This window comes from Pseudomonas sp. BN606, assembly GCF_029873115.1.
Classification (GTDB): domain Bacteria; phylum Pseudomonadota; class Gammaproteobacteria; order Pseudomonadales; family Pseudomonadaceae; genus Metapseudomonas.
Map to the genome: position 1 here is coordinate 1 of NZ_SSOF01000085.1, position 15,409 is coordinate 15,409.

Consider the following 15,409-nt stretch of genomic DNA (forward strand, 5'->3'; position numbering starts at 1 on the left):
TGCTTGAACATCACGTGGCGAATGGCGGTGTAGTCCTCCAACCCATACATGGACATGTCCTTGCCGTAGCCGGAGTGCTTGACGCCGCCGTGGGGCATTTCGCTGACCAGCATGAAATGAGTGTTGACCCAGGTGCAGCCGTACTGCAGGCGCGCGGACAGGCGGTGGGCGCGGCCGACGTCGGCGGTCCAGAGGGAAGAGGCCAGGCCGTAGTCGGAATCGTTGGCCCACTCCAGCACCTGCTCCTCGCTATCGAACTCGGTGACCGAGACCACCGGGCCGAACACTTCGCGGCGGACGATCTCGTCGTCCTGGCGGGCGCCGGCGAGCACGGTGGGCTGGAAGAAGAAACCCGGGCCGTCGACACGCTTGCCGCCGGTGACCACCTGGATGTGCGGCACGGCGGCAGCGCGCTGGACGAAGCCCTCGACGCGCTCCAGGTGCTGCTCGGTGATCAGCGGGCCGAGTTCGGTATTCGGGTCGTCCTGCAGGCCGGTCCGGATGCTGCCGACGGCTTCGCCGAGCTTGGCGACGAACTTCTCGTAGATGCCTTTCTGCGCGTAGATGCGGCAGGCGGCGGTGCAGTCCTGGCCGGCGTTGTAGAAGCCGAAGGTGCGAATGCCTTCCACGGCGGCGTCGATGTCGGCGTCGTCGAAGATGATCACCGGGGCCTTGCCGCCCAGTTCCATGTGCATGCGTTTCACGCTGTCGGCGGTGCCGGCGATGATGCGCGAGCCGGTGGCGACCGAGCCGGTGAGGGAGACCATGCGCACCTTCGGGTGGGTGGTCAGCGGTTCACCGACGCTCGGGCCGCGGCCGAAGACCATGTTCACCACGCCGGCGGGGAAGATCTCGGCGATGTACTCGGCGAGCTTCAGGGCGGTCAGCGGGGTCTGCTCGGAGGGTTTCAGTACCACGGTGTTGCCGGCGGCCAGGGCCGGGCCGAGTTTCCAGGCGGCCATCATCAGCGGGTAGTTCCACGGCGCGATGGAAGCGACCACGCCGACCGGGTCGCGGCGGATCATCGAGGTATGGCCGGGCAGGTACTCACCGGCGGCGGAACCGCTCATGCAGCGGCTGGCGCCGGCGAAGAAGCGGAACACGTCGGCGATGGCCGGCAGTTCGTCGTTCAGCGCGGCGGCGTAGGGCTTGCCGCAGTTCTGCGATTCCAGGCGGGCCAGTTCTTCGGCGTGGGCGTCGATGCGGTCGGCGAGCTTGAGCAGGAGGGTGGAGCGGTCTTTCGGCGAGGTCTGCGACCAGGCCGGGAAGGCGGCGTCGGCGGCGCGCACGGCGGCATCGACCTGGGCCGGGCTGGCCTCGGCGATTTCCACCAGGGCGGTGCCCAGGGACGGGTTGAGCACGGCGAGGCTGGGGCCTTCGCCGGCGACGAGCTGGCCGTTGATCAGGAGTTTGGTTTGCATGGGGTGATCCTTGTTCGGTTCTAGCCCCTCTCCCGGAGGGAGAGGGGAGGAAAGCGAGGGAGGAGGGGCGACGGGTTGGCTTACTGCGCCGGAACGCCAGCTACGTCAGCGGCCTTTGGGACGGGATTGGAAAACTTCCAGGCGTCGCCGGCTGGGGCGGTGCCCTTGTCGTAGGGCTTGGCCAGCAGCATGTAGAGGAAGCCCGCGCCCATCACCACGACAGTGGTCAGGATCATCGAGTAGTTGATGTACCAGGCGGCATCCGGGCTGCGCGGCCAGATCATGTTGACGATGGCGCCAAGGCCGTAGATCAGCGCGGCAACGTTCACCAGCAGGCCCCAGCCGCCAAGGCTGAACTGGCCGCTCGGGCGCCAGCCTTTGGCTCGAGCGATCAGGGCGGCAATCACGATCAACTGGAAGGCGACGTAGATGCCGATGGCAGCGAAGCCGACGATGGTGGCCACGGCGTCAGCCATGAACAGGCCGAGGCAGACGATGGCCGCCGGAACGACACCGCTCACCACCAGTGCGAAGGACGGCACCTGGTTGGCGGAAAGGCGCTTGAGCAGGTTGCTGCCGACGATCATCTCGTCACGGGCATAGGCGAACAGCAGGCGGCTGGCGGCGGCTTGCAGGCTGAGCACGCAGGAAATGAAGGACACCATCACGACAGCCATTACCAGCTTCGAACCCACCGGGCCGAAAGCATTGGAGAGGATGGTGGAAACCGGGTCGGTGTCTTCGCCGGCGATGACCTTCTGCATGTCCGGTACCGCGAGGATCAGTGCCAGGCAGGCGAACATGGCCGCGGCGCCGCCGATGTAGATGGTCATGCGCATGGCCTTGGGGATGCGCTTGCCGGGGTTGGGCGTTTCCTCGGCCACGTCACCGCAGGCCTCGAAGCCGTAGTACTGGAACAGACCCGCCAGGGATGCTGCGAGGAAGGCCGGCAGGTAGGAACCGTTGACGTTGATCTCGAAGGTATTGAACAGCACGCTGAACGGCTGGTGGCGTTCGAAGATCAACAGGTAGCCGCCCACCAGGATGGCGCCCACCAGTTCGCAGAGGAAACCGAACATGGCCACGCGCGCCAGCAGCTTGGTGCCTACCAGGTTGAGACCGGTCGAGAGCAGGATCAGCACCAGGGCGATGTAGATGCTGGCGTTTGCGCTGGACTCGAAGCCGAGCATCGCGGCCAGGTAAGGACCAGCACCGACGGCCACGCCGGCGATGGTGGCGCACAGTGCCCAGGCGTAGACCCAGCCCACCATCCACGCCCAGCGCTTACCCACCAGGCGACGTGCCCAGGGGTAGACGCCCCCGGAAATCGGGAACTGCGAAACCACCTCACCGAACACCAGGCACACCAGTAACTGGCCGAGGCCGATCAGCAGGTAGGACCAGAACATCGGCGGGCCACCTGCCGCGAGGCAGAGGCCGAACAGGGTGTAGACGCCGACCACCGGCGACAGATATGTGAAGCCGAGGGAGAAGTTCTCCCACAGGCTCATGCTGCGGTTGAAGTTGGAGCTGTAGCCGAGCGCACGCAGTTGCTCGGCGTCCTGATCGATCGAAGCGGTTGCACGCGTCGCAGAAGACCCACTCATATTGTTTTTTCCTCATTTGAATGGCAGTCGTTTGCATGGCCAGCGGGGCAGTGCCCGCTGGTGCTCATGGAAGAGCCTTTGTTGTTATGGATGAAGCGTGAAGCGTGAAGCGGGTTCAGGCGGATTTGGCCGCCTGCTCGTCGCGGCCGTCGTCGAACTGCGATAGCCACTCGACGGCGGCGTCGCGGTAACGGGTGAATCCCTTGTAGTCCACGAGTTCCTGATTGAGGGACTTGAGCACGCGGTGCATGCGCTTGGCCCAGGCCGGGTTGGTGGCGATGTCTTCCAGGTTCAGCAGGTAAGTGCGGATCGGGAACACGATGGCGTTGCTGCGCGGCAAGCGGTGCAAGGGTTGTAGTTCGATGCGCAGGTAAACCAGCTTGCCGGCGTTCTCTGCGGTCACCGTGGTGCGGTCCGGTGCCCAGTCCGGCAGGCTTTCGGCGGATACGTCCAGGCGCGGGTTGACGGTCAGCGACCAGTTCAGGCGGCGCACCGGATGGCCGCAGCGCAGGCGCAGAAGGAACTTCAGTGCGCGGTCGAGCATGCCGGTCTCTTTCACCAGTGGCACCGGGCCGTGGAACTCGTGCCAGGCCATGCCGAGGTTGAAGCGCAGCGAATAGTCGGCCCGCTGGGTGGCGATGCCTGCGCCCCAGTACAGGGTCCCGTCGCGCTCTTCCTGCAATACCCAGTCGCCCTGGGCCTGGCGGGTGATGTACTCCATCGGCTCATAGGGCAGGGTGGCCGGGTCGCCGAAGGTGAAGGTGTCGTCAATGTTCAGGAGCTTGTTGGTCCAGTGCCAGCGAGTGCCGTCCTTCTCCAGCGTGAAGTATTCGGGGTAGTCGCTGGCGTAGGACTCCATGATCAGCTCGAGCAGGTCCCACTGGGCTTCCATCATGTGCGGCGCCGATACGTAGTGCATGCCCGGGTCTTTTTCCAGGGTGAAGGCTCGGTCGCGGCATTCGCTGATGTAGTGCTCGTCGATGTCGAAGACGGCCTTGAGCGCTGCCTCGCCCACCGATACGTGGGGCTCCAGATTCATCGAGTACATGTACTCGTCGTCCGGGAAGGGGAAGGGCGCGCGGGCAATGCACTCGGGGCTGTTCGCGTAGGTGTAGTCGTCGCGGTAGGTTTCGTCGGGTCGGAACTGGATGGTCATGGTCGTTCTCCGTTCAGCAGTCGATGACCAGCCGCGAGCACTTGGCGCGCGACACGCAGGGCATGATTTTCTTGTTCGCGGCCTTGTCCTCGTCGGACAGCCAGTCGTCGGTGTGGAGGATTTCGCCGTCCAGCTCCAGCACATTGGTTTCACACATGCCGCAGGCGCCGCCGCGGCACAGGTAGGGGATCTCGTGGCCGGCGGCCTCGGCGGCCTCCAGCAGGCTCTGGTCGGGAGAGACTGTGAGGGTGGCGCCACTGCGCGCCAGGGTGACGCTGAAGCTCTCGCCGATGCTGCCCTGCTCCAGGAACCGCTCGTAGTGGATGTGGCTGTCGGTCCAGCCTTGGGCGCGGGCGCTGTCGATGGCGTCCTGGATCATGGATTCCGGACCGCAGACATAGAGGTGGCTACCCAACGGACGGTCCGCGACCACGGCGGCGATATCCAGGCGCTGATCGATGTCATTGCGGTACAGGCGCACCGCGTCACCGTATTCGCGCACCAGTTCTTCGCCCAGGCGCGCGTGTTCTGCGCCGCGCACTGCCAGATGCACCTCGAAGGGCGTTCCGCGCAGGCGCAATTCGGCCAGCTGAGAGCAGACCGGGGTTATGCCCACGCCGCCGGCGATGAACAGGTGCAGACGGGCGTGCTTGCTCAGCGGGAACAGATTCACTGGGCGCAGGATTTCCAGCACATCGCCCTCGTTCACCGCTTCGTGCATCCGCAACGAGCCGCCACGGCCTTCCTCGACCCGGCGTACGGCGATCTGGTAGGCGCTGGAGTCGTACGGCGAGCTCATCAGCGAGTAAGCATTGCGGTAGGCGCCTGTCTCGTGTGGGATCAGTACCACCACGTTGCTGCCGCCAGAGAAGGGCGGCAGGTGCGCACCATCGGTGGAAACCAGGGTGAATCGCTTGATCTCGGGGGTGACGGCTTCGATGCGGGCCACCCGCACGTTCAGGGTTCCGTTGCTCAGGCTCATGTGTCGAGCTCCTCGGCGGCCGGCAGTTCGCCGGGGACTTCGGCATCGGCCTTCACGGCCTGGAAGGCGGCGAGGCGGCGGGAGTAGTGGTCACGTACCACCAGCATCCGGTTGCAACTGGGGCACTGGAATACGCGCTGGGTGACGTTCTCGGTGTAGCTGTCGCAGTGCACGCACCAGACTCGGCGGACGAAGCTGCCGGCGTGTTCGCGGAGCACTTCGTCGCCGTTCATGTCGTAGCGGGTGGCGACCTGCATGGCGGTGCCGATAAAGCTTTCCGAACCGGAGAGGTAGAGGCGGGTGCCCATGCGGGCATCGCCGAGGATGTGTTCGAGTTCGTCCACCAGCGCCTGGTTGCTGGAATAGACGCGCAGTTCGGCGACGTCACGTTGTTCCAGCTCGGCGAGGAAGTCCTGGCCGGAGAAGGATTCCTGCGAGTAGAGCAGGGTGATGTTGAGGCCCTGTCCGGCCATGTCGTCCAGCAGGCGCAGCAGGGCGCGGCCGCCACTGCCCTGGCCGGCGACCAGGTGATGGGTTCCGCCGGGAAGAGGACGGAGTTGGTCGTATACCGGCCGGCTCTTGATACCTGTGATTAGCATTGTTGTTTTGCCTCCAGAGCTGCCGGGTCTCTCGGACCCGGCTTCTATGCGATGACCCACTCAGGTGGATGGGTGCCGCTAGCTGGAGCACGCGCCGTGCCAACTTAGTAACATGTTGAAAATAAAGAAATTTTACTTTTTGCGTGTTGCCTGGTGTAGGCAGAAATGAAATGCCTTGTTGGCATTCTTGCAGCGCTGCGCGGAAACGCCGGGATGGCGAAACGGCAGCATTGGGCACATCCCTGTGCCGGCGGGATCAGTCGCGTTGCAGCTTGCGGATCAGGGTGCCGATGTCGATGCCGAGCTGCTGGGCGGCCTTGCGCTTGCTGCCCTGGTTCTGGACAGCCTGCAGAATGAGCTGGCGCTCGAAGCGTTGCACCTGGGCCTTGAGATTGCCGCTTGCTTCCTCGCCGGGCGGCGCAATGCTCTCCGCGTCTACCCGCGCCGCTGCGGGGCGGACGAATACCGGGGCGATGAGACCCAGCAACTCAGGCGGCAGATGATGTTCCTGGGCCTCGTCGTCCGCCAGCACGGCCAGACGTTCGAAGACGTTCACCAGTTCGCGGATGTTGCCGGGGTAGTCGTAGTTCATCAGTCGCTGGCGGCAGCCACCTGAGATTCGCAAGGTTGGCTGGCGGTCGCGGTTGATACGCATCAGGAGGATGTCCATGAGCACCGGAAGGTCTTCCAGGTGCTGGCGCAGCGGCGGGATTTCCACCGGGAGCACCGCCAGGCGGTAATAGAGGTCGGCGCGGAATTCGCCGGTTTCCACCAGGCGTCGCAGGTCCTTGTTGGTGGCGGCGATCACCTGTACCTGGACCGTCTTGGAGAGCGGCGAGCCCACCGACTGGATGCTGCCGTCCTCGAGGAACTTGAGCAGCTTGGCCTGCACATGCAGCGGGATTTCGCCTATCTCGTCGAGGAACAGCGTGCCGCCTGAGGCGCTCTCGATGTAGCCGCGCTTACCGCCCTGCAGGGCGCCGGTGAAGGCGCCGCGCTCGTAGCCGAACATCTCGGACTCGAACAGGCTTTCAGGAATGCTGCCGCAGTTGACGTGTATGAACGGGCGGTCGCCCCACCCGGCGGCGCGGTGAATGTGCCGGGCGATGGCGGTCTTGCCGACGCCGGGTTCGCCCAGCAGGAGCAGTCTGGCGCGGCGGCGGAAAGCGCGCACGCCGGTATCGGCAATGCTGGAAAGCAATGGTGAAAGGTGCAGGGCGTTGTCCTGCGGGTCGCCAAGACCGTTGTTCTCTGCTGGAGCAAAGGATTGCGGGGATGTGCGGCGCTGGCTCTCGCGGCCTTCGAAGTCGCGTTGAACCAACAGCGTGTAGGGCTTCTCGTAGGCGCCGGTGGGTACCGCCTGGGTACTGGTGAGGAACATCCGGCCGTCTCGGGAGCGGGTCAGGGCACTGGTGGCGCCACGGCCGATGGCCTGCTGGAAGTCGTCGAAACCGAGTGCCGAGCGTTGGAAGAACTCGGCGTTGGGCAGGCCCAGCGCGTCCTGGCGGGACAGGCGGTTGACCCGTTCGGCTGCAAGGTTGAGGAAACGTACCCGCGATTCACCGTCGCAAAGGATGATGGCCTCGCTGAAACTGTCGAGCAGTGCGTGCAGGGCCGGTGTTTCCAGGAGTGCCGAAAGCACTTCGCTGCTGACGCTCACCGAAGAGCGCATGCCCATTTTCAGGGACGGCAGGAGATTCTTGTCGATCATGGATGCAACTCGTCGCTATGCCGAAGGCCACGCTCGGCTGCACGCAGTACCGCTACTTTCCAGGCCACGCCCTCTTGCATGAGTACGCGCGAGCAATGGACGTTGAACAGTTGCGGCCGGCCGCTCAGGTCGGGCAGCTGCAGGCTGTGCCAGGTGCGTTCCGGCAGCGACTGGTCCAGCAGGGCGTGGGCGATGTTGGTGCCTTGGGTGATGCCGAAGGTGTTCTCGAAGGCGGCGTTGCGCCATTGCGGCTGGAGCGCTTCGTCGATCACCACCACCGCGTCGGGCACCGCGTCGAAGACCCGGCGCAGCGCGTCGATGCGTTGCTCGGCGTCGTGCTGCATGCGCAGCTCCTGGCTGACGTCGCGGATGCTGCCCCACATACGCAGCAGGCGGCCGTTGTGGATGGCGGCGCGCACATCGTTCTCCACATAGGCGGGGGAGCCATCGTGGCGGCGGTCCACCGACAGGGCACCATCGACGCAGAAGCCGGTTTCCACCAGGCGCCGCACGAACTCTTCGTTGGCGGGGCTGCGTGGCCAGTAGAGGCGGACCGGCTGCTGGTTGAAGTCGACGTCCGCCGGCATCTCGTAGACGTCTGCCATGGCGCGGTTGCACATGCGCCAGTAGGAACGGTTCTCGAACACCTGACGGACGATCTCGTCGGGTGTCTGGTTGATGTCCACCGCCTCGGCGAACTCGATGCACCAGTACGCCACCTTGGCGCTGTAGAGCATCTGGCTCATGACTTCGTTGGCGTTCTGCAATTCGTTCACGCGGCGGGTGAGGGCGCCGAGCGGCATCTTGATCAGGTGCAAGCGCGGCGCTGGCACCGTGCGCCATTCCAGGATGCCGCTGGCCAGCACCGGCAGGAGCCCACCGCTGTGGCGTATCAGGTTGAGTTCCAGGTCCTGGATGCGCTCGTCGGCGGGCGGATTGGCGAAAAGCTGGTGCAGGGCACGTACCGATTCGGCGGTGTAGATTTGCTCGATGCCCAGCCCCGGGAGTTCATCCGGCGCGTAGCCGAGCTGATCGCTCAGGCTGGGAGAGATATGCAGCAATTGGCCGCTGACCGAGAGGGTGGTGGAAAGCAGCAGGCCGCGTTCGGCCAGCAGGTGTAATGGGTCCATGTCGATTCCAGATGTGCTGTGCGGGATTCGGACTTACGCCCGCACATTGCGTGCCAGCCGCCATGGACAGTTGGCGCGGGGCCTGCAGCTGAATGCGAGGTGCGAGTGCTGCATTTTTACAGCGCCTCATCGCATGACCACAGCACCTCCGGTCGGCTGATGGAAGGCTTGCCATCCCGGTTCGGCATGCATGCCGGCCGGCTCTTGAGTCACGCACGCTTAGCCGATATCTTGAGTCGCCTAATCATTAGTCTGCTACCAAGCCCTTCCCCGGCAGACGCCCCGGACCCCTGATGAGCTCCCATAGCCCCTTGTCGCAACGCATCGACCAGCCGCTGAAAGGCATCGTGCTGGTCTGCCTGGCTACTTTCCTGTTCTCCAGCCACGACGCGATTTCCAAGTACCTGTCGGCCTTCTACCCCATCGTGATGGTGGTCTGGGTGCGCTATCTGGTGCACACGCTGCTGATGGCGGGCTTCCTGCTGCCGCGCGAAGGCACCCGGGTACTTCGCACCAAGCGCCCGATGCTGCAGATAGCACGAGCGCTCTGTCTGATCGGGGTGAGCCTGCTGTTCACGACCGGTCTGCGCTATATCCCGCTGGCCGAGGCGACCTCGGTAATCTTCCTCGCGCCACTATTGGTCACGATGCTTTCGGTACCCCTGCTGCGCGAGCGGGTTTCTCGCGGGCAGTGGGGGGCGGTGCTGGTGGGATTCGCTGGAGTGCTGCTGATCGTGCGCCCAGGCGGTTCGCTGTTCACCCCGGCCGTTCTGTTTCCGTTGGCTGCGGCCGTGTGCTTTGCCTTCTACCAATTGCTGACGCGCATTCTCACCCGCACCGACAGCTCAGCCACCAGCAACTTCATCACCGGCCTGACCAACACGCTGATCATGAGTGCTCTGGTGCCGTTCTTCTGGCATCTGCCGGACAACCTCAGCCATGGTTTGTTGATGCTGGCCCTGGGCACCTGTGGCATGGGCGGGCACATGCTGCTGACCCAGGCGTTCCGCCACGCGTCGCCGCCGCTGCTGGCGCCCTTCGGTTATGGACAGATCGTTTTCGCCGGCCTGCTGGGGTTGCTGCTGTTCAACCACGCGCCGGATCAGATCGGCCTGCTCGGCATCGCCATCATCGTCGGCAGCGGTCTGTTCATGGCCTACGCGCAGAAGCGCTAGCAACTGGCTAGGCGCTTTCCGTCTGGCGCGAGTCCACATAATCCTTCAGCCACCGCAGCACTTGCACCGGCTCCCAGCGGGCCGGGTCGAACAGGGCGTAGGCCTGGCCCTGGTAACCCACGACATCCAGTTGCCGGTGATAGCCGGCACGCTGGAACAGAGCCTCTATCTCCGCCAGGCAGGTGTTGAAGTGCAGTCGACCGAAGGGCGTCTTGCCATCGGTCACCAGACCTTCCAGGCGTAATTCTTCCACCGCTTCGCGGATTTCTTCCGGGGCCATGCGGCTCACGGTGTATTTCAACTGGCGTACGTCCAGCATCGGGTCTTCCTCGGACGGATTCAGTGCAGCCGCCGGCTGGCGAACAAGGGCTGCACCTGGCCACGGGGTGGGAAGGGCAGCGGCAGCTGGTAGGGCAGCGGAACGTTTGATGGAACAGGTTGCTCGGGTATGGGCAATCGGATCGGGGCTGATACAGGCATAGGACTTTTCCTGGATTACTGTATATTTATACAGATATCAGTTGCCGCCGTCTGATGGCAACCAAACCAAAGGAAAAATCTGTTGTCAGTCATTTCCCCCTGACGCAGTACCCGGGAAGAAGAAGCCTGATGATTCGCTCTATCCTGCTGTTTTGCCTGTTGTTTTCCGCAGCCACCGAAGCCGCCGCACCGCGCACGTTCAACGAAGCCAAGAAGGCCGCCTGGAAGCTCTACGCCACGCACCCGGTGGAGTTTTATTGCGGCTGCCGTTACCAGGGCAATCGCGTGGATCTGAAAAGCTGCGGTTACGTGCCGAGGAAGACACCGCAGCGGGCCCAACGCATCGAGTGGGAGCACATCGTGCCGGCCTGGGTGATCGGCCATCAGCGCCAGTGCTGGCAGAAGGGCGGGCGCAAGAACTGCGCGGAGAATGATCCGACCTATCAGCGTGCCGAGGCCGACCTGCACAACCTGGTGCCGAGCATCGGCGAGGTGAACGGCGATCGCAGCAACTACAGCTTCGCCTGGCTGCCGCAGAAACCGAGCCAGTACGGCGCTTGCCCCATGGTGGTGGACTTCAAGGCGCGCAAGGCGATGCCGCGCCAGCAGATCCGCGGCATGATTGCGCGGACCTACTTCTATATGAGCGACCGCTATGGCCTGCGCCTCTCCAGCCAGGATCGCAAGCTCTACAACGCCTGGAACCGCCAGTACCCGGTGGAGGCCTGGGAGCGCAACCGCAACCAGCGCGTGGCCTGCGTGATGGGCTACGGCAATCCGTTCGTGGGCAAGGTGGATATGGGTGTTTGCCGGCGATAGCTAAGCGACTCGGCGCCCAGGGCGACCTTGTGCACACCCAGAGAATTCGTGGTGTGCGCCATGCGCACCACTGAGCCGGCATAAGGGCCAGCGGTGCGCGCGGGGCACCTCACGTTCGTGGCTCTAGCTCCCACCAGCTGGGCAGCAGACGCTGCACCTCCGGTCGCGCAAAGCGGTCGTCGATCAGGTGCAGTACGCCCCTGTCCTCGGTCGTGCGGATGACGCGCCCGGCCGCCTGTACCACTTTCTGCAAGCCTGGGTAGAGATAGGCGTAGTCGTAACCGGCGCCGAACTGCGCGGCCATGCGCAACTTCAACTGCTCATTGATAGGGTTCAGCTGTGGCAGGCCAAGGGTGGCGACGAAGGCGCCGATCAGTCGCTCGCCGGGCAGGTCGATACCTTCACCAAATGCACCGCCTAGCACGGCGAAACCGATGCCTTGGCCGCCGGCCTCGAAACGCTCGATGAATGCCTGGCGCGCTCCTTCGTCCATCTGCCGTGCCTGCAGCCAGATGGGAGCCTGCGGATGTTCGCGGGCGAACAGGCTGGCGACCTGCTGCAGGTAGTCGTAGCTGCTGAAGAAGGCCAGGTAGTTGCCGGGGCGTTCCGCAAACTGCCGGGCCATCAGTCGTGTGATGGGGGCGAGCGACGCGCTGCGGTGTTGGTAGCGCGTGGATACGTCGGCGGCAATCCGAACCTGGAGCTGTTCGGCGCTGAAGGGGGAGTCCACTTCCAGCCAGGGTGTGTTGGGCGCCAGCCCGAGCAAGTCGCCGTAATAGTGGCGCGGGTTGAGGGTGGCCGAGAACAGCACGGTGGAGTGGCTGGCGGCGAACCGCGGACCAACGAACGGCGCGGGTATCAGATTGCGCAGGCACAGGCGTGACAGGCTGGCCCCGCCCTTGCCAGGTCGCTTGCTGAGGTCGAACAGTGAATGGCTGCCGAATTGCTCGGCCATGCGCCCGAACTGCATGGCTTCGAAGTAGAAGTCCTGCAGGGCGGCATCCATGGCGGTGGGGTTTTCGGTGAGGTAGTCGGTTATCGCAGTGACCGCGCCCTGAAGTGCGTTCAGCAGCTTTGTCGGAGGCGAGTCATAGGCGCGGTAGTCCCCGGCCTGTTCCCTGTTGAGTTCACTCCAGGTGCGGCCCACTCGTTCCAGGGGTTTTTTCAGCACGGCCGGGGAGTTCTTGCGCAAGACCTTGAGGCTGAGCTGGTCGAGCTCGGCCGAGTACATCTTGCGCGCCCGCTCCACGAGATTGTGGGCTTCGTCCACCAGCACCGCGACACGCCATTGGTTGGCGTTGGCCAGCCCATGGAGAAGGGCGCTTGAGTCGAAGTAGTAGTTGTAGTCGCCCACGACCACGTCGCTCCAGCGCGCCATCTCCTGGGCCAGGTAGTAGGGGCAGACCTGATGGGCAAGCGCCACTTCGCGAATGGCTTCGCGGTTGAGCCAACGGCGCTCGGCTGCAGCCTTGCGAGCGCCTGGGAGGCGTTCGTAGAAGCCGCTGGCAAGGGGGCAGGACTCGCCGTGGCAGGCATTCTCCGGGTGTTCGCAAGCCTTGTCGCGGGCGACCAGTTCCAGCACTCGAAGGGGCTCGGCATCGATCTGGCGCAGGGCATCGAGGGCCAGTTGGCGACCGGGTGTTTTCGCCGCGAGGAAGAACACCTTGTCCAGCCCTTGGCGCGGAACCGCCTTGAGAAGGGGGAACAGGGTGCCGAGGGTCTTGCCGATTCCGGTGGGTGCCTGAGCCATCAGGCAACAGCCGGTGCTTGCCGCCTTGTACACGGCCTCGGCGAGCTGGCGCTGGCCCTGGCGGAATCCGGAATGGGGAAAGGTCAGGGCTTCGAGAGCGGTGTTGCGCGCCTTTGCATGGGAGAGTTCCTGTTCCCCCCAGGCGATGAAGCGTTGGCATTGGGATTCGAAGAACAGTCGCAGGTCCTCGGCCGTGTGGTGTTCGGTGAGCAGGGTTTCCTTCTGGCTGCCGATATCGAAATAGACCAGCGCCAGTTCGATCTCCGTCAGCGACTGCTGCTGGCAGAGCAGCCAGCCGTAGACCTTGACCTGGGCCCAGTGCAAGTGCCGGTGGTTATCCGGCATGCGCTGGAGATCACCGCGATAGGTCTTCACTTCTTCCAGGCGATTCAGAGCCGGGTCGTAACCGTCAGCGCGACCGCGCACTCGCAGCGGGCCGAATTCACCACTCAAGGCCACTTCCGTCTGGTAACCCTCGCCACGACGGCTGGCCACCAGCGCGTGACCCGCGATGCCTTCCTGGGCCGTGGGCGTCGGGGTGAAGCGCAGGTCGAGGTCGCCTGTCTTGGCGGTGAACTCGCAGAGCGCGCGTACGGCGACGCTGTAGCTCACGTCAGGCGTCCGCCCACTGCACGTAGCAGACTTCCACCGGAATCCCGTGCTGGGCGCAGAACTCCAGCCAGCGCAGCTGGTTGTCCTGCAGGCGGTCGCCGGGGCCTTTCACCTCTATCAGACGATAGCGGCGTTCGGCCGGCCAGAACTGGATCAGATCCGGCAGGCCAGCGCGGTTGGACTTGATGTCGGCGAGGATGCGCTGGAAGCAGGCTTTGAGCTGCACGGCCGGCAGGCAGGCCAGGGCCTGGTCGAGCAGGTCTTTGTCCAGGTTGCCCCAGTAGACGAAGGGCGACAGTACCCCCTGTTTGGCGGCGAAGGTCCGGCGAATGCTTGTCTGGTAGGCATCGCTGTCCAGTTGCGCCAGGCAGGCATCGAACATTTCCGCCCGGCGCGCACGGAAATCAGGGCTGAGCAGGTCCGCCGGACCATTGTGGAAGGGATGAAAGAAAGCGCCGGGCAGCGCGGCGAAGATGGCGTCCCAGCACAGCAGGCCGAACAGCGAGTTCAGCAAGGTGTTCTCCACGTAGTGCACGGGCGCGCCGTCGTCGTTGAAATGCAGCAGCACGGCATGCTCCACCGAGAGCGGTTCAGGGGGCTGCGGCAACACGAGGTCGATGCGCTGCACCGTTGTGCGGCCGACAGATGGCTCTTTTGGCAGCGCGAGTTTCCGGCGCAAGCGCGGCAGGATGCGGGTCAGGTGCTGCTGCTCCTCCTCGCTCTCGGGCGCCCCACTGGCGAATTGCGCGAGACTGAACGCATCGTCATGGGCCTCCAGGCGTTCGAGCACGCGGATGCGCCGCACCCGCGCCCCTGGATAGTCGCAAAGGCCGTACAGGCCCAGCGCCGCTTCAAGTAGCGCGCAGCGCTCGCAATGCTGGCCGACCTGGAACAGCAGCTTGCGTCGACGTGCATCCAGCCAGGGGTTGGCGTGGGGCTCGGCGGGCAGTTCAGGCAGCAATTGCTCGATTGCCTCGCCGTCTTCGAAGCGTTCCCGCAAACGGTGCAGGTAAAGGTAGTAGTCGAGGTCTGCGCGTTCGCGAAAACCTCTCGCCGAGGTGTCGATCTCCACCTTCTCGTACTGGTAGATGCCCAGATCAGCGAGGACGAACTCGGACCAGTCCTGGTAGAGGTTGCCGAAGAACATTAGCCTCAGGCGGTCGCAGATATCCATCAGTCCGAGGGCGTAGACGCAATCGCTGCTGGCCGGGCACCAGAGCGCAAAGGTACGGCCTTCATTGTATTGAGTTAGCAGGTTTTCCAGGCGCTCCGCCTTGCGCCCCGGCGCTTTGCCGAAGCAGGCATCCACTTCGCCCAGCGTAAGCAGTCCGAATAGCTGCGCCAGGTCCAGTTCCGGCGCCGCATCCAGCCAGCCAAGCGCCAGTAGCGGCAGGGCCGCCGCACGGGTATCGCCTATCTCTGCGTAGTTCAACTTACTGGCGCGGAACAGTGTGCCCTTGCGCATCACCATGCGAACCAGTAGCGCCTGGGAGGCGCGGGGCAGGGCGCGGAAATTCTCGATGAACGTCTGCTCGTCTCCGTCGAGGAGGTCGTGATAACGCTCGCTGATCCAGTCCAGCAGGGTGTGGAAGTTGAGCAGGTAGTAGAACGGATCGTCGAGGGTGGCGGGCATGGTGAGGGAGGCAGACTGGACTTCTACTGTGGATATATACAGATATCAGGCGCGATGGGGGCGCGGCAAATGCATTTCGATCAGTGGGTCCCAGCTGGCGGCAGCCATTCTCCCAGTTCTGAAATGCTGCGCCCTTTGAGCGAAACGACACTATTTATTTTGTCGCGCCTGAAGCTAAAAAACCTATATCCAAAGCCTTCTGGCGCGCGGGCCGGGCGCTTTTCGTGCTGGCAGCTTTTTCCTAGCCAGCGACTACAAAAATCATAATTTCGCGATTGCCTCGCTCTGAACAGAATGCGGCCAACACCCCCACAGATAGCCGCATCAGCAGAAC

The 15,409-nt window shown here is 64.1% G+C and carries 12 protein-coding genes; 2 read left to right on the top strand and 10 right to left on the bottom strand.

Annotated elements, in window-relative coordinates; all coding sequences use genetic code 11:
- The 7 genes from E8E75_RS27180 to E8E75_RS27210 all read right to left on the bottom strand — a co-directional run.
- A partial coding sequence (locus E8E75_RS27180) for a gamma-aminobutyraldehyde dehydrogenase (protein ID WP_280357740.1) occupies positions 1-1,421 on the bottom strand: 1,421 nt, incomplete at its 3' end.
- Positions 1,422-1,501: 80 nt separating this feature from the next.
- Positions 1,502-3,028, bottom strand: a complete 1,527-nt coding sequence (locus E8E75_RS27185; protein WP_120651824.1) for an APC family permease — start codon at positions 3,026-3,028, stop codon at positions 1,502-1,504.
- Positions 3,029-3,143: 115 nt separating this feature from the next.
- Positions 3,144-4,184 (bottom strand): DUF3445 domain-containing protein, encoded by a 1,041-nt coding sequence (locus E8E75_RS27190; protein WP_120651823.1) that lies wholly within the window; start codon positions 4,182-4,184, stop codon positions 3,144-3,146.
- Positions 4,185-4,197: 13 nt separating this feature from the next.
- The gene (locus tag E8E75_RS27195) at positions 4,198-5,166 is read right to left on the bottom strand and encodes a PDR/VanB family oxidoreductase (RefSeq protein ID WP_120651822.1); all 969 of its coding nucleotides are present in this window, start codon (positions 5,164-5,166) and stop codon (positions 4,198-4,200) included.
- Positions 5,163-5,765, bottom strand: a complete 603-nt coding sequence (locus E8E75_RS27200; RefSeq protein WP_120651821.1) for a dimethylamine monooxygenase subunit DmmA family protein — start codon at positions 5,763-5,765, stop codon at positions 5,163-5,165. Before E8E75_RS27200 ends, E8E75_RS27195 begins: the two co-directional genes overlap by 4 nt.
- A 256-nt stretch (positions 5,766-6,021) precedes the next feature.
- A complete protein-coding gene (locus E8E75_RS27205) occupies positions 6,022-7,476 on the bottom strand; it encodes a sigma 54-interacting transcriptional regulator (protein WP_120651820.1) in 1,455 nt (484 codons plus the stop codon).
- A complete protein-coding gene (locus E8E75_RS27210) occupies positions 7,473-8,606 on the bottom strand; it encodes a PAS domain-containing protein (RefSeq protein ID WP_120651819.1) in 1,134 nt (377 codons plus the stop codon). Before E8E75_RS27210 ends, E8E75_RS27205 begins: the two co-directional genes overlap by 4 nt.
- Before the next feature lie 293 nt (positions 8,607-8,899).
- On the opposite strand from E8E75_RS27210, the gene E8E75_RS27215 reads away from it, so the two are divergent.
- The gene (locus E8E75_RS27215; RefSeq protein WP_120651818.1) at positions 8,900-9,781 is read left to right on the top strand and encodes a DMT family transporter; all 882 of its coding nucleotides are present in this window, start codon (positions 8,900-8,902) and stop codon (positions 9,779-9,781) included.
- Positions 9,782-9,788: 7 nt separating this feature from the next.
- Here the strand turns inward: E8E75_RS27215 and E8E75_RS27220 are convergent, their stop codons facing one another.
- A complete protein-coding gene (locus tag E8E75_RS27220; RefSeq protein ID WP_120651817.1) occupies positions 9,789-10,100 on the bottom strand; it encodes a transcriptional regulator in 312 nt (103 codons plus the stop codon).
- A gap of 287 nt (positions 10,101-10,387) precedes the next feature.
- Here E8E75_RS27220 and E8E75_RS27225 point away from each other — a divergent pair, with 287 nt between their 5' ends.
- A complete protein-coding gene (locus E8E75_RS27225; protein WP_120655235.1) occupies positions 10,388-11,080 on the top strand; it encodes an endonuclease I family protein in 693 nt (230 codons plus the stop codon).
- Between the two features lie 109 nt (positions 11,081-11,189).
- Here the strand turns inward: E8E75_RS27225 and E8E75_RS27230 are convergent, their stop codons facing one another.
- Together E8E75_RS27230 and E8E75_RS27235 are read right to left on the bottom strand one after the other, a co-directional pair.
- A complete protein-coding gene (locus E8E75_RS27230) occupies positions 11,190-13,442 on the bottom strand; it encodes an ATP-dependent DNA helicase (protein WP_280359959.1) in 2,253 nt (750 codons plus the stop codon).
- Between the two features lies 1 nt (position 13,443).
- Entirely contained in the window at positions 13,444-15,075 is a 1,632-nt protein-coding gene (locus E8E75_RS27235; protein ID WP_120651815.1) for a VRR-NUC domain-containing protein, read from the bottom strand.
- Between the last annotated feature and the right edge of the window lie 334 nt (positions 15,076-15,409).

Bases quoted from the DNA above. Each gene is read 5' to 3' on its own strand.
- E8E75_RS27235 (WP_120651815.1), bottom strand. From the start codon at position 15,075: ATGCCCGCCACCCTCGACGATCCGTTCTACTACCTGCTCAACTTCCAC.
- E8E75_RS27210 (WP_120651819.1), bottom strand. From the start codon at position 8,606: ATGGACCCATTACACCTGCTGGCCGAACGCGGCCTGCTGCTTTCCACC.
- E8E75_RS27205 (WP_120651820.1), bottom strand. From the start codon at position 7,476: ATGATCGACAAGAATCTCCTGCCGTCCCTGAAAATGGGCATGCGCTCT.
- E8E75_RS27215 (WP_120651818.1), top strand. From the start codon at position 8,900: ATGAGCTCCCATAGCCCCTTGTCGCAACGCATCGACCAGCCGCTGAAA.
- E8E75_RS27220 (WP_120651817.1), bottom strand. From the start codon at position 10,100: ATGCTGGACGTACGCCAGTTGAAATACACCGTGAGCCGCATGGCCCCG.
- E8E75_RS27200 (WP_120651821.1), bottom strand. From the start codon at position 5,765: ATGCTAATCACAGGTATCAAGAGCCGGCCGGTATACGACCAACTCCGT.
- E8E75_RS27190 (WP_120651823.1), bottom strand. From the start codon at position 4,184: ATGACCATCCAGTTCCGACCCGACGAAACCTACCGCGACGACTACACC.
- E8E75_RS27185 (WP_120651824.1), bottom strand. From the start codon at position 3,028: ATGAGTGGGTCTTCTGCGACGCGTGCAACCGCTTCGATCGATCAGGAC.
- E8E75_RS27195 (WP_120651822.1), bottom strand. From the start codon at position 5,166: ATGAGCCTGAGCAACGGAACCCTGAACGTGCGGGTGGCCCGCATCGAA.